Origin of the sequence: Rhizobium brockwellii (assembly GCF_000769405.2) — a bacterium.
In the GTDB taxonomy this organism is placed as follows: domain Bacteria; phylum Pseudomonadota; class Alphaproteobacteria; order Rhizobiales; family Rhizobiaceae; genus Rhizobium; species Rhizobium brockwellii.
In genome coordinates this window covers 795,031-807,847 of sequence record NZ_CP053439.1, presented here as the reverse complement: position 1 = coordinate 807,847, position 12,817 = coordinate 795,031, and the positions used below count along the sequence as shown (strand labels likewise).

Genomic DNA, 12,817 nt, shown 5'->3' with positions numbered 1-12,817 from the left:
CGCCAAGGGTATCGCCAATGGGATGGGAAGCACTCGGGCAATGGGGTGAAGACGCGGTTCGCATCGAACGGCTCACGGGTGGCGTTGCCAACGACGTGTGGAGCGTTCGCGTCCACGGGCAGATCGCGGTCGCTCGTCTCGGCTCCAGGAGCGACGCTGATCTTGCATGGGAAGCAGAGCTGCTGCAATACCTCGACCGTGAAGGCATGACCGTTCCGGTGCCGATACCGACGACCGACGGCCGGCTATTCGCAAACGGTCTGGTGGTGATGAAATACATGGAGGGCGGACCGCCCGAGACGGCGTCCGACTGGCGTCGCGTCGCCGACACGCTGCGCGAGCTGCATCGGCTGACGCAGGGCTGGCCGCAGCGCCCGGGTTGGCGATCGTCGAGCGACCTCCTGCATACTGAGACCGGAACGAGGATCAACCTTGCCGCGATGCCGCCTGAGGGCGTTATTCGATGTCGAGCAGCGTGGGCGCGGCTCATCGGGCGTCAGACATGTGTTGTCCACGGCAATCCCAACAGCCCCGGCAACGTCCGCATCACCGCAGATCGGGTCGCGTTGATCGACTGGGATGAGTCACATGTCGACGTCCCCGACCTTGACCTGGTGCTGCCCGACAACGCTGCCGATCTCGACGACGGCGCACATGACATCGCCGCGCAAGCTTCAGCCGCATGGGAAGCCGCCATCTGCTGGCAGGACGAATACGCAGTCAAGCGGCTTGCCGAGGTTCGGGCGGTCTAAACAATTGAGTTGAAGGCGGGCTGTCACATGCTCGCGCTAAGCGTGATGAGAAGTTCATCCAACTGCTCGAACTGCTCGGGCATCGCGTCTTCCATGCCGACGAAAGACTGGTCGAGCGCTTCCTTCGAGGGATAGAGTTCCCGCAGCATCAGCAGCGTCCTGCCGTTCTCTTCCTCGAAGGTCACCGTGGTGACGGCGCCCTCCTCCCCGCCTTCGTCATTGGTCCAGACGAGGCGCGATGGCGGCGACACGTCGAGATACTTGCCGAAGAAGGCCATGGCGTCGGCGGCACCGTGTCCGAACGTGATGCGATAGCTGCCCCCGGTGCGAACATCCATCTCGCAGGAAAGCAGGGGCACGCCCATCGACTTCGGCGCCCACCACAGCTTGAACAACTCCGGCTTGGTCCACGCGTCGAATACGAGGCGAACCGGGCCGTTGAAGGTGCGCGTTACCACGAGTTCAAGTTCGGATATCCGTTCGACCGCCGTGCGGCCGTTACTCGCTCTGTCCCCCATCGACTTTCTCCTTCCGTTTCAGGGCCTCGATGACGTCATCAAGCGCGTCGAAGCGTGCATTCCAGATCTGGCGGCGCGCTTCGATCCATGCCGCCTCTTCCTCGAGCCCGCGTGTGCCCAGCCTGCAGGTCCGCACACGCCCGACCTTCTCCGTCGTCACCAGCCCCGCCTGCTCCAACACACCGATGTGCTTCTTCATGCCCGTGAGGGTCATGTGGAAGTTCTCTGCGAGCTCCGTGATCGAAGCATCCGCGCTCCCGAGCTGCTCCAGAACGCCACGTCGCGTGGCGTCCGAGAGCGCGGCAAAGGAGGCATCAAGGCGAGTTGTCGAAAACTGAACCATCTAGTTCAGTGTTTAGCACGCAGATCGGCGCCATGCAAGCGGCCGAGATCGGCCTCAGGCTGGCGGCGCAGATATCTCGGCATGGAAGTCGCCGCCCCACCTTCCGTCATCCCAGGCCCTGAGCCTGGGATCCATGCCCACTGCTGATCGAGACGAGAGTGGATCCTCGGGTCAAGCCCGAGGAGGACGGAGCGTGGGGTGGCGTCTGGAGCAAGGACAGCGACGTAGCCGGACATGATCGGCGACGGCTCTCCGTTGAAGATGCGCGGTCCACATCCGGTAGCCGATGCGTCATCCGACGGAATGTCATCAGCCCCGCATAGGCGCGTTGCTTCCTGCATCGACGATCGCCTGAACAACAAGCGCGATGCGTTTGTCACGCATGCCGGGCCTGATGCGGCCTGAACGTTCGAGCTCGGCAAGCCCATGAAGGGCGGCCCAGAAGGTCTCGGTCGCGATCTCCACATCGGCACAGAACGGCGACACGGCTGCTGCAATGGCGTCGAAACCGGCCCGAAGTTCCGGTCTCGTTTCCGCCTCGGCGAACTGCAGCTGGGTGGGCAGGATAAACATCGCCTCGTAGAGTGCAGGCCGGCTGAAGGCGAAGGCGAAATAGGCCATGGCGACATCCATGAGGGACTCTCGTTGCCCGTTCGCCGCGCCCGCCGCATCCTGCAGAACGGTTGCAAGCTCCTTGAAGCCCTCGACTGCGACCGCTGCAACGATGGCGTCCCTGTTGGCGAAATGCGAATAGAGGATCGGCTGGCTGTATTCGATTTCCTTGGCCAGGCGGCGGATCGTCACGGCATCCCATCCTTCATTCTCCGCGACGGCACGTGCTGCCGCGACAATGCGCTCTTCCCGCCCAGCCCTTTCCCGCGTTTTTCGCTCTGCGATCCCCATTGCTCAATCTCCATGCCGCTGCAGGGCCAATTCCCGTCACAGATTATATCGATGCTTGACTAACTAGCAATGCTAAGGCACCTTTATCTAGCGTTGCTATTTTTTATATCAATGATAGAAGGATTGTCTCATGCTTTGGTTTGCCAACGGGGCCGGGTTGTTGCTCGCCCTCGCTATTATCGCGATCGGCACCGGCTATATTGCCAGCCCGACGACCATGATGCGCAGTTTCGGCCTGCCGCTTCCCGAAGATGGCCCAAACGTCGCTTGGTGGCTCCGCCTGAAGGGAGTTCGCGATATCGTCGCGGGATTACTCGTGCTGGCGTTCATGATGTGGGGTTCCCAACGGGAGGTCGGCATCGTGCTTTTGATCGAAGCGATGATCCCCGCAGGCGACATGCTGCTCATTCTCGCAGCGAAAGGCTCCACCAAAAGCGCCTTCGGCATTCACGGCCTGACGGCAATGATCATGGTCCTGGTTGCAGTCCCCATGATGATCGGGGCCGACTAAGATGGTTCACGTTCTTTCAATCTGGTTCCTGGTCGCCGCCTTCTCCGGCGCAGGCCTCGTCAACGCCATCGGCACGTCCGGGACGCGAAGCGATTTCGCCCGGTGGGGCTATCCGCGCTGGTGGGGCATCGTGACGGGTGGACTGGAGATATCGAGCGCCGTCCTGATTGCGCTTCCCGTCAGCCGCATTGTCGGAGTGGCGCTCGGCGCAGTCATCATCGCGGCTGCGGTTTTCACTGTTCTCCGCCACCGCGACCATGCACACTTGGCGCCGCTCAGCGTCTTTGTCACCTTGATTGCTGTTGCCGCGATCTCATCTTGAGCACGACCGCTTTCACCGACAGGCGTGTGCAACCCGCCCCCTACCCTCCGTCATCCCAGGCCCTGAGCCTGGGATCCATGCCCGCTGCTGATCGAGGAGGCCAGAGTGGATCCTCGGGTCAAGCCCGAGGACGACGGAGCGCGGGGTGGCGTCTGCTCTGGGAACAGCGACGTATCCCGACATGATCGGGAGCCATCAACACCGATTTTTGTCCCGTGATTTCGCCCATGCAAAACCGTTGACATTACGCTGCGTAGAATATATCCATACGGTTATATAGCTAGGTGGTGATATATGGACGACAAGCTTGATGCGATTTTCTCCGCACTCTCCGATCCCACGAGGCGAGCAATTCTTGGGCGGCTTGCGAACGGCAAGGCGACGGTGGCTGAACTCGCTGATCCCTTCGAGTTGTCTCAGCCTGCCATATCAAAGCATCTCAAGGTCCTGGAACAGGCCGGATTGATCCGCTCCGGCCGTGAAGCGAATTCGCGTCCCCGCGTCCTCGAGCCGGCCGCGTTGAAGACGGTTGCCGATTGGGTCGCCGATTACAGACGCTTCTGGGATCAAAGCTTTGATCGTCTCGATGACTATCTGTCCAAGGTACAAGGATACGACAATGACTAATCCAGAGACCGATACCGACAATACCCGCGACCTGGTTCTTGTCCGAAGGTTTGATGCCCCATGCGATCTGGTTTTCAGGGCATGGACCGACCCGAAAGCGTTCGCACAGTGGTGCGGTCCTCACGGTTTCAAGGCGGTAGGCGACCAGCTTGAAGCCTGGCCCGGCGGCAGGCACCGCGCCTGTCTGATCGCCCCAGATGGAGAAGAGCATTGGGTCGGCGGAAAATATCTGGAGGTCGAGCCGCCGCACAGGCTTGTCTTCACACATGCCTGGGAGCTCGCAACCGGCGAAAACAGCCCGGAAACGGTCGTCACCATCACATTCAGGGAAAGCGACGGAGGCACCGAAATGACGTTTCGACAGAGTGGATTTGATAGCGCATCGTCACTAAAGGGTCACGAAGACGGCTGGTCGCAAAGTCTCGAGCGCTTGAGCTTGTTTCTCGGGACTGAATCCGAAGGGCCGGATCATGCCTAAGGTGGCGATGAAGCTCTATTATTGCGAGACGCTCAATCCCCGGAAGGCCTGCGCCGCCGCTCGTTTTCTCAAAGCCGATGTCGAGTTCGTCAGGGTTGACCTGGCAAGCGGAGAACAGCGCAGTCCAAAATTCCTGGCGCTTAACCCGAACGGGAAAGTCCCGGTGCTGGAGGATGATGCGGGAACTTTATGGGAAGCGAACGCCATCATGTGCAGGCTGTCTGACAGCGTCGCATCGGATTTCTGGCCGCATGACCACCGGCAGATCGACGTGCTGCGCTGGTTGAGTTGGGATGCCAGTCATTTCACCCGGCACGGGGCAACGCTGTGGTTTGAAACCTTGATCAAGCCGTTGTTCGGCGGGGAGCCTGACGTCGCCGTGATCGACGATGCGAAGACGAGTTTTCGGCTCCACGCTCGCGTGCTCGACGATCATTTGGCCAAGAACAGCGTCGCCGTCGGGAAGACACTGACTGTGGCAGACTTCGCATTGGCCGCTGCACTTCCTTTTGCAACCGCCGCCGGGATTCCACTCGCCGAGTTTCGGCATATCCAAACGTGGTACGGACGGCTTGAAGAACTGGATGCGTGGCGAAACCCTTTCCCGGTCTAAGAGGGCACGGGCGAAGAACCATTTTGCCAGGGTGAAAGGCGTTGGCAAAGGCACGTGAATTTATCGAGATCGGCCACTGATCTATTGGCTACCTTACTGGAGATGAAGCATGTTCACCCACGTGATGATTGGAAGTAACGACTTGGAGCGGGCCAGAAACTTCTACGACGCCACGTTCGCTGCTTTGGGAGGCAAGCCCGGCGAAATGGATGCAAGAGGCAGACTGATCTATGCCCACGAGGGAGGTCGGCTGATGATCACGAAACCAATTGATGGCAAGCCGGCGACCGTAGCCAACGGCGGGACTATCGGTATCGCCGCCGCGAGCCCCGACCATGTTCTAGCGTGGCATGCCGCCGGTACTGCGCATGGTGGCACAGCGATCGAGAGCCCGCCACGGGAACGTCCGAACGGGTCATTCGTCGCCTATCTTCGCGATCCTGACGGAAATAAACTGACCGTACGATCGCAGCCGACGAAATGAGTTAGCCTTCAGCAGCGCCTACTGGACAGCGTGGTCGATGCTCAAGAGGCGAGAGGCGATTTCGCTCGGTGGGACTATCCGCGCTGGTGGGGCATCATGGCCCGCGGGATGGAGATATTGAGCGCCGTCCTGATTGCGCTTCCCGTCAGCAGCATTGTCGGCGTGGCGCCCGCGGCGACCGAAAACCCGTTTTCAATTCCCAGCCATCGCTTCTGCCACCGCAGCGTCGGAGACTTCTTTTGCCACCTCTGATATCAATGACCGCAACCAGCGATGGGCGGGATCGTTTCGGTAGCGGACATGCCATGCCAGCTCTACCGGGAAGCTGCCGAGATCGACCGGCGCGGGCAGGACTTTGAGACGCGGGTCGCGGGCAAGGCGATGGCAGATCAACCGGGGCAGCGTGGCGCAATAGTCGGTGACAGCAACCATTTCAGGGACGGCCAGAAAATGGGTGACGGAGACCGAGACGTCGCGCCTGAGACCTGCCTGCTGCAGCATCTGGAACAGGCCGACGCGCATCCGGCCAGGCGGAAGCACGTTGACATGCCGCATCCGCTGATACTGTTCCTCGGAGATGCTTTCGGCGATCTCGGGATGATCTCTGCGCACGACACAGGCCAGTCCATCGTCCATGAGATGCTGCACGACCATGTTATCAGGCGGCTCGACGATCCGGCCGAGCACCATTTCCGTCGTTCCTGACATCGCGCCGGTCTCGGCCAGATCATTGCCGAAGGGCGTCAGGCGCAGCCTGATCCCGGGAGCGCATTCGCGCAGCCGCGCCACGATCACCGGCATCAGGACAAACTCAACGTAGCTGTTGGGGGCGATGGTGAACTGCCGTGTCGCCCGCGCCGGATCGAACGCCTGCTGACCGAGAATGACGTCATCGAGGCTCGCCAAGGCTCCGCGGATCACTGGAGCAAGTGTCTCTGCCATCTCAGTCGGCTTCATGCCATAGCGCTCGCGGATGAACAGCGGATCGCGCAGCGTCTCGCGAAGGCGGTTCAAGGCGTTGGAGACGGCCGGCTGCGTCATGCCCAGTTGTTCGGCTGCGCGCGTGACATTGCGCTCTTCCATGAGCGCCACGAAGACAGGCAGGAGGTTGAGGTCATACTTCATCCAGATATATTGCCGAACGCATATCTGAAATCAAAGAAATAAATTTCAGGAATGAGAGCCGCCGAGGCATGATCCCCTCATCGAAAGCAACCGATCACATCTGTCTCGAAAGGATCTCCAGATGAAAATCCTCATGGTTCTCACCTCGCACGACCAACTGGGCAATACCGGCCGGAAGACCGGCTTCTGGCTCGAAGAGTTCGCCGCCCCCTATTATGCCTTCCTCGAAGCCGGCGCCGATATCACCGTCGCATCGCCGAAGGGCGGACAGCCGCCGCTCGACCCGAAGAGCGACGAACCGGGCTTCCAGACCGACCAGACCCGCCGCTTCCATGCCGACCCGGATGCCCAGGCCGTGCTCGCCTCGACCGTAAAGCTCGCTTCGGTCTCCCATGACGATTACGACGCCGTGTTTTATCCGGGCGGCCATGGCCCGCTTTGGGATCTGGCGGAAGACAGGAATTCGATCGCCCTCATCCAATCGCTCTATCAGGCCGGCAAGCCCGTCGCCTTTGTCTGCCACGCGCCGGGTGTGCTGCGCCACGTCAAGGCTTTGGACGGCACGCCGCTGGTTCAGGGCAGACAAGTCACCGGCTTCAAGAACTCCGAGGAAGACGGCGTCGGCCTCACCCAGGTGGTGCCGTTCCTGGTCGAGGACATGTTGAAGGAGAACGGCGGCGTCTATTCCAGCGGCGATGACTGGTCGTCCTATGCGGTGAAGGACGGCCTGCTGATCACCGGGCAGAACCCCGGCTCATCGGTGGAAACCGCCGGCATTCTGCTCGCCGCCGTGACGGCGGCAAAGGCCGCCTGACACAGAGCGGCTGGTCGGGGATAAACCCAGGACCAGCCGCTCTGTTGCTTGTGTTGCGGCGATGATCAGAGCTTTCCCTCTGCCAGCAGTTGGCGGGTCCGCTTCAGCGTCGACAGCAGTGCGGCCTTGTAGCCCGTTTCGCCATCGAATTGTGCCTGCTCGGCCTGCTCTTCCGGGCCGTTCGGCTGTTTGCCGCGCAGGCCGAGATAGCAGTAGAAGCGCAGCTGCAAGGCACCTTCTTCATCCTCGAAGAGCTCGTTGATGATCGCTCCCTCGCGTGGCCCCGTTGCCTGAAAGAAGGTGACCTTGCTTTGCTGTTCGAGAGTGATGATCTCGCGCAGATCCTGCCCGGCAATTGTCGCCTCGCGCACGAAGTGGGTCGGGCTTTCCTCGACGACGTCGCAGCGGGTGCAGAGACCGGCGGGAAGAAAGAGCCGGGCGTCGCGTGCCTTGTGTTCGAGACCTCGCCAGGCCTCAGCGTGCGTCAAAGGGGTTTCTCCTTCCGGGTTCACCGGAACTGTGGCTGCGGAATAGATCATGGTGATCGTCCTTTTGGGATCGCTGTTGCTGCCTCAGGCGGAAGCAACAGATTCCGCGGCGAAGGCGGAATAGGAGCGCAGCGGGCGGCCGAGCAGCTTTGTCAGGCGCTCGACGTCACCGGCCTCGGGCAGCATGCCGTCGGTCAGGAAGCGCTCGCCCATCAGCCGCATGTCGTAGGCCATCCAGGCGGGCATGAACTGCTTGAGATTCTGCTCGAAGCCCTCGGTATTGTCGCCGCCATAGTGGATCGGGCGGGCGAGCACGTCTGACCAGATGGCGGCGATATCCGCCCCAGTCAGCGTCTCCGGACCGACCAGGTTGATCCGGTCGAGCGCCAGCGGCTCTGCAGACTGTTCGCGGCGCAGCAGCTCAAGGGCGGCGATCTCGGCGATATCACGGACGTCGATCATGGCGAGACCCTTGGCGCCGACCGGCATCGGGTAGGCGCCGTAGCCGGTGATGACGTCTTTGACCGTCAGATCGTTCTGGATGAAGTAGGCCGGGCGCAGGATCGTCGCATTGAAACCCATCTGCTCGATCATTCGCTCGACCCCGAACTTGCCGGCGAAATGCGGCACGTTCACGTAGAGGTCGGCGTGGATCACCGAGAGATAGACGATCCGCTCGATGCCGGCCGATCGGGCGACGTTCAGCGCGATCAAAGCCTGGGTGAATTCGTCCGGCACCACGGCGTTGAGCAGGAAAAGGGTCGACACGCCTGACATGGCGTTACGCAGCGAGTCGACGTCGAGGAAGTCGCCCTGCACGACGCTGACGCCAGCCGGGAATTCGGCTTTCGACGGGTCGCGGACAAGAGCACGGACATCGGCGCCGCGCTTGACGAGGTGTTCGACGACTTGGCGGCCAACATTGCCTGTGGCGCCGGTAACGAGAATGGTCATGGTCTTTCTCCGTGTTGGGTTGCTTGACACGTCGAATATGTGTGGTTCACTGGTAGTCTGATAGACAGAAATTTTAGACGCACCGTCTCGCTGGTGGAACACTTATGGATCTTCTTGCGCTTGCCGATTTCAATCTGGTTGCCCGCCATGGTGGCTTCGGCAAAGCGGCAAGGGCCACCGGCCGGCCGAAGGCAACCCTGTCGCGGCGTGTTGCCGAGCTGGAAAGCAGCCTCGCTCTGCGGCTGTTTGAACGGGGTGCGCGTAACCTGAAGCTCACCGAGGAAGGACGGGCGCTGTTCGAGCGGACAGGGGCGTTGCTCGCCGAACTGGACGAGACGGCTGCGGCGATTGCCTCGGGCGGTCAAAAGCCCAAGGGAAGATTGCGGATCAGCGCACCGTTGCATTTTTCCCAGACCGCGATGGGCAGGATCGCTGCGGGCTTTGCCCTCCAATATCCGGAGGTGAGGCTTGAGGTGACGAGTGAGGACCGGCCTGTCGATATGATCGAGGAAGGCTACGATCTGGTCATCCGGGTCAATCCGGATCCCGACGAAAGCCTGGTCGGACGGGCGTTTCTCCGCGACCGGCTGGTGGTGGTGGCAAGCCCCGAGCTCCCCCGCCCGACCGGCGGACGTGCCGCTCCCGGCGTCGCGCGCGGCGCAGGCGAAGCGCAAACATGGCAGGTGAAGACACCAGGCGGCCGGTCGACGATCAGGATCGAACCTGTGCTCACCTTGGCGACGCTCATCATGGTCCGGGATGCGGTGCGCGCCGGCGTCGGTGCAGGACGTCTTCCGATTTCGCTGGTGAGCCGTGACCTGGCGGACGGCACATTGGTCAATTGGGGCGATATCGACGGCCCCGAGATCGCTCTCTGGACGCTCTACCCCTCCCGGCGGCTGCTCAGCGCGCGCGTCTCGGCGTTCCTGGACTTTCTCAAACAAGCCTTCCCCCATGGGACGGCTGACGAATTGGCCGCCTATATCGGCCGGTGATGACCGAACCCGCTTTCGGACGCAGAGAATCTGGCCCATAACCGACGATATCGACATCCAGAGGAGAGCAGCGTGTTTCGTTATTGCTTGCGGAGAGATATTGCGGGGCAGAGCCGAAGCCGATGGGCCTGCTCTGGGCGCCGTCTTTCGTCTTGATGCTGTTTATGATGTCAATTCCATCCCCAATGATTATTTTGGTTGAGTTCGCCAACGCTCGAGCTCAGCCTGCGCGAAGCGCGGCGTGATATGCTGCGGGCAGTTCCAGTCGAATGCCTCCACCGCGATGAGGACGAGACGTTCCACGCGAGCGGCGTAGTCAGGCACGGTCAGCTTCTTCGCCAGCACCGGATCGTCTGTCGCATCGATGATGCACATGTGACCAAAGATCTTCAGACGCCGCCGGTGCGCATAGTCCATCAGGAACAATGAGACGCGGTCATTGCCCGTAGTGATCTATTGCCGGTTACCGCGAAAATCCGCGAAGCCCAGCGTCGATACATCGACGGTGGTGAGAATGCCCGCGGGCCCGCCACGGTACTGGACATAGGGCTATCCGGTGTCCGAGACACTGCCGAGATAGAAACCATCGCGCGCCCTGATGAAGGCCGTTTCCGACGGACCCAGGCGCTGGCTCTGCCCGGTATCGTCTGCGTGGCCGCGCGCGCCTATCCTCTCCCACTGCGCCGCGCTGCCATAGTGTTCCTGCGCGGCCGCGACGGAGGCCGTCGTGGCGATACCGAGATATCTGGTGCTCATGCCGTTTCTACCCTCGCGACTGCCGGAGCGGGGCCCGCCGTAGCGGACCTCAGTTCTGCAGGGCCCAGTCCGCTACCTGCCAGCGCACCTGCCCGCGGTCGGCGACGACACGGCCGAGCCCCGGGAAGGGCATGTGCGTGGCGGCGATGAGCGCGCCCTCCGAAGCGGCGCGAGGAAAAAAGCGGTCGCGCATCGCTTTGGCCGCTGCAGGGTCCTGCTCGAACAGGAAGAACACATCGGTCGCCCCAGGATGCACGACGGGAAAGATCATATCAGAAACCATGATCAGGCTCTGCCCGCCATCTTCGACCCGCACGCCGATATGGCCGGGTGTATGGCCGGTAAGATCGACAATGGAGACGCCCCGCACTATTTCACGCTCTCCATCAATCGCCTGGAGTTTCGGGTAGAGGCGCACGACCTCCTCGGCCATGTGGAAGCTGGTCTGCAGATAATCGGGCGCGCCGCTACGCTTGGCCGGGTCGGTCCAATGGGTGACGTCACGACGATCGATGTAGAGTTCCGCCTTGGGGTAGTTGTTCTTGCCCCCGACGATCAGACCGCCCATGTGGTCCTGGTGCATATGCGTCACGATCACCGCGTCGATCTGGTCGCGCTGCAGGCCGAGCGCGCTGAGCGCCTGCGGCAGTTCGCCGGTCTGCCCGATCGAGCCCGCTGGACCGGCATCGATCAGGATGCGGCGCTCACCATCCTCGACGAGATACTGGTTGAAGAGGAACCGCACGCCGCTCGGCCGGGCGGTGAACTGCGCGATTGCCGCCTGTTCGACCTCGGCCGCGGCGCGTCCCGGGAAATAGTCGTAGGGCATATCGGCATACCCGTCGGTCAGGGCTGTCACCGTGAAGCGGCCAATGCGGATCTGCGCCAGCGGCGTAACGCTGACCGGCGTCTGAGCGGTATCCTGCGTCGCGGCAAGGGCGGGTGCGAGAGCGCCACCGATCAGGTCTCCCCCGAGGAGGCTCCCCCCGATGAGGCCCAAAGGAAGCGCGCTGGCAAAGGCGCGACGTGAAAGTTGAGGCATGCGTTCCTCCGGATCTTTGGCAATACGGGAGCCAGCCGGCCGGCGTCCCCTGGACGACATGAAAGCTATGATATCCACAATTGATAGGGTATCCTATCATTTAGAGAACTTACCTCTCAAATTCCGGAAGGTTTCGATGGATCGGTTCGAAGCAATGTCGGTGCTGCTGGCGGTGGTCGAGGCAGGCAGCCTCTCGGCCGGGGCGCGGCGACTGCATGCACCGCTCGCCACGGTCAGCCGCAAGGTCACCGATCTCGAAAAGCACCTTGGCGTGCGCTTGGTCCTGCGCACCCGCCGCGGCCTCGCCGTGACGGAGGAGGGGCGCGCCTTCGTCGCCGCGTCACGTCGCATTCTAGAGGAACTGGACGCGGCGGAGCGGCAAGCCAACGGCGATTACAGCGCGCTGCGTGGCGGGCTGCACGTGACCGCACCGATTGCCTTCGGCGAGCGCCATCTGCTGCCAATTGCGCTGGAATTCCTGAAGGAGCAACCCGATATCAACCTGCGCCTGAGCCTGGTCGATCGGCAGCTAAGTCTGGCGGATGAGCACGTCGATGTGGCCCTGCGGATCGGGCATCTGGCGGACAGCGCGCTTATCGCAACGCGCGTGGGCACCGTCCGCCGGGTGATCTGCGCGAGCCCCGACTATCTCGCCCGCCGAGGAGTGCCGCGTCAGCCGGATGACCTCGCCCAGCATGACGGCATAAGCTTCCAGGGCTTCGCAACCGCGCCGGAATGGCGCTACCGCCGGGATGGCGCGGCCTTTGCCGTCGAGCCGCGCTACAAACTCGCGGTCAACACGACGGAGGCTGCCATTCAGGCAGCACTGGCCGGTATCGGCATTATCCGCGTGCTTTCTTACCAGATCTCCGATCAATTGCGCTCCGGCGCGCTGCAGGAATTGCTGACGGAGTTCGCACCGGAACCGCTTCCGGTGAACGTTGTCCATGGACCAGCCGATCCCCTGCCGCTGAAGGTGCGTTGCTTCCTCGACTGGATCGCGCCCCGCCTACGCGCGCAGATGGCTCGCTAGCGTCCCGCTATCCAGGCGCGCCTCCGTTAATGGCGGCCAGGCACACCGGTGCGAATGCT

19 protein-coding genes are annotated in these 12,817 nt (G+C 62.0%); 10 read left to right on the top strand and 9 right to left on the bottom strand.

What is annotated here, in order from left to right:
* The first annotated feature begins 17 nt into the window (after positions 1-17).
* A complete protein-coding gene (locus RLCC275e_RS04085) occupies positions 18-752 on the top strand; it encodes a phosphotransferase enzyme family protein (protein WP_033182835.1) in 735 nt (244 codons plus the stop codon).
* A gap of 23 nt (positions 753-775) precedes the next feature.
* Here the strand turns inward: RLCC275e_RS04085 and RLCC275e_RS04080 are convergent, their stop codons facing one another.
* The 3 genes from RLCC275e_RS04080 to RLCC275e_RS04070 form a co-directional block, all read right to left on the bottom strand.
* Positions 776-1,270: an SRPBCC family protein gene (locus RLCC275e_RS04080; RefSeq protein ID WP_033182834.1), complete on the bottom strand. Its 495-nt coding sequence runs from the start codon at positions 1,268-1,270 to the stop codon at positions 776-778.
* Positions 1,251-1,613, bottom strand: coding sequence for an ArsR/SmtB family transcription factor (locus RLCC275e_RS04075; protein WP_033182833.1), 363 nt, complete (start codon positions 1,611-1,613; stop codon positions 1,251-1,253). The genes RLCC275e_RS04080 and RLCC275e_RS04075 overlap by 20 nt, the downstream gene beginning before the upstream one ends.
* Before the next feature lie 309 nt (positions 1,614-1,922).
* The gene (locus RLCC275e_RS04070) at positions 1,923-2,516 is read right to left on the bottom strand and encodes a TetR/AcrR family transcriptional regulator (protein ID WP_033182832.1); all 594 of its coding nucleotides are present in this window, start codon (positions 2,514-2,516) and stop codon (positions 1,923-1,925) included.
* Between the two features lie 130 nt (positions 2,517-2,646).
* Here RLCC275e_RS04070 and RLCC275e_RS04065 point away from each other — a divergent pair, with 130 nt between their 5' ends.
* The 6 genes from RLCC275e_RS04065 (at position 2,647) to RLCC275e_RS04040 (ending at position 5,551) form a co-directional block, all read left to right on the top strand.
* Positions 2,647-3,027, top strand: a complete 381-nt coding sequence (locus RLCC275e_RS04065) for a DUF4267 domain-containing protein (protein ID WP_033182831.1) — start codon at positions 2,647-2,649, stop codon at positions 3,025-3,027.
* Between the two features lies 1 nt (position 3,028).
* The gene (locus tag RLCC275e_RS04060) at positions 3,029-3,349 is read left to right on the top strand and encodes a DoxX family protein (RefSeq protein ID WP_033182830.1); all 321 of its coding nucleotides are present in this window, start codon (positions 3,029-3,031) and stop codon (positions 3,347-3,349) included.
* A gap of 294 nt (positions 3,350-3,643) precedes the next feature.
* A complete protein-coding gene (locus RLCC275e_RS04055; protein ID WP_033182829.1) occupies positions 3,644-3,976 on the top strand; it encodes an ArsR/SmtB family transcription factor in 333 nt (110 codons plus the stop codon).
* Entirely contained in the window at positions 3,969-4,454 is a 486-nt protein-coding gene (locus RLCC275e_RS04050; protein ID WP_033182828.1) for an SRPBCC family protein, read from the top strand. The genes RLCC275e_RS04055 and RLCC275e_RS04050 overlap by 8 nt, the downstream gene beginning before the upstream one ends.
* The gene (locus RLCC275e_RS04045) at positions 4,447-5,067 is read left to right on the top strand and encodes a glutathione S-transferase family protein (protein ID WP_171816961.1); all 621 of its coding nucleotides are present in this window, start codon (positions 4,447-4,449) and stop codon (positions 5,065-5,067) included. The genes RLCC275e_RS04050 and RLCC275e_RS04045 overlap by 8 nt, the downstream gene beginning before the upstream one ends.
* Positions 5,068-5,176: 109 nt before the next feature.
* Positions 5,177-5,551: a VOC family protein gene (locus RLCC275e_RS04040; RefSeq protein ID WP_003557411.1), complete on the top strand. Its 375-nt coding sequence runs from the start codon at positions 5,177-5,179 to the stop codon at positions 5,549-5,551.
* Positions 5,552-5,743: 192 nt separating this feature from the next.
* Here the strand turns inward: RLCC275e_RS04040 and RLCC275e_RS04035 are convergent, their stop codons facing one another.
* On the bottom strand, positions 5,744-6,676 hold the full coding sequence (locus RLCC275e_RS04035; RefSeq protein WP_033182827.1) for a LysR family transcriptional regulator: 933 nt from the start codon (positions 6,674-6,676) through the stop codon (positions 5,744-5,746).
* 121 nt (positions 6,677-6,797) lie between these two features.
* Here RLCC275e_RS04035 and RLCC275e_RS04030 point away from each other — a divergent pair, with 121 nt between their 5' ends.
* Entirely contained in the window at positions 6,798-7,490 is a 693-nt protein-coding gene (locus tag RLCC275e_RS04030; protein WP_033182826.1) for a type 1 glutamine amidotransferase domain-containing protein, read from the top strand.
* A gap of 65 nt (positions 7,491-7,555) precedes the next feature.
* Here the strand turns inward: RLCC275e_RS04030 and RLCC275e_RS04025 are convergent, their stop codons facing one another.
* Both RLCC275e_RS04025 and RLCC275e_RS04020 read right to left on the bottom strand, forming a co-directional pair.
* On the bottom strand, positions 7,556-8,029 hold the full coding sequence (locus RLCC275e_RS04025; protein ID WP_033182825.1) for an SRPBCC family protein: 474 nt from the start codon (positions 8,027-8,029) through the stop codon (positions 7,556-7,558).
* 33 nt (positions 8,030-8,062) lie between these two features.
* On the bottom strand, positions 8,063-8,932 hold the full coding sequence (locus tag RLCC275e_RS04020) for an SDR family oxidoreductase (RefSeq protein WP_033182824.1): 870 nt from the start codon (positions 8,930-8,932) through the stop codon (positions 8,063-8,065).
* A 104-nt stretch (positions 8,933-9,036) separates the two neighbouring features.
* On the opposite strand from RLCC275e_RS04020, the gene RLCC275e_RS04015 reads away from it, so the two are divergent.
* The gene (locus tag RLCC275e_RS04015) at positions 9,037-9,927 is read left to right on the top strand and encodes a LysR family transcriptional regulator (protein WP_033182823.1); all 891 of its coding nucleotides are present in this window, start codon (positions 9,037-9,039) and stop codon (positions 9,925-9,927) included.
* 189 nt (positions 9,928-10,116) lie between these two features.
* On the opposite strand, the gene RLCC275e_RS34175 is transcribed toward RLCC275e_RS04015, so the two are convergent.
* From RLCC275e_RS34175 to RLCC275e_RS04005, 3 genes are all read right to left on the bottom strand, one after another.
* Positions 10,117-10,353: a hypothetical protein gene (locus RLCC275e_RS34175; RefSeq protein ID WP_245484965.1), complete on the bottom strand. Its 237-nt coding sequence runs from the start codon at positions 10,351-10,353 to the stop codon at positions 10,117-10,119.
* A gap of 123 nt (positions 10,354-10,476) precedes the next feature.
* Positions 10,477-10,683, bottom strand: a complete 207-nt coding sequence (locus tag RLCC275e_RS34170) for a hypothetical protein (RefSeq protein ID WP_245484963.1) — start codon at positions 10,681-10,683, stop codon at positions 10,477-10,479.
* A 49-nt stretch (positions 10,684-10,732) separates the two neighbouring features.
* Positions 10,733-11,725, bottom strand: coding sequence for an MBL fold metallo-hydrolase (locus RLCC275e_RS04005; protein ID WP_033182822.1), 993 nt, complete (start codon positions 11,723-11,725; stop codon positions 10,733-10,735).
* Between the two features lie 136 nt (positions 11,726-11,861).
* Between RLCC275e_RS04005 and RLCC275e_RS04000 the strand changes: the two genes are divergently transcribed.
* The gene (locus tag RLCC275e_RS04000) at positions 11,862-12,758 is read left to right on the top strand and encodes a LysR family transcriptional regulator (protein ID WP_245484961.1); all 897 of its coding nucleotides are present in this window, start codon (positions 11,862-11,864) and stop codon (positions 12,756-12,758) included.
* Positions 12,759-12,817: the final 59 nt, after the last annotated feature.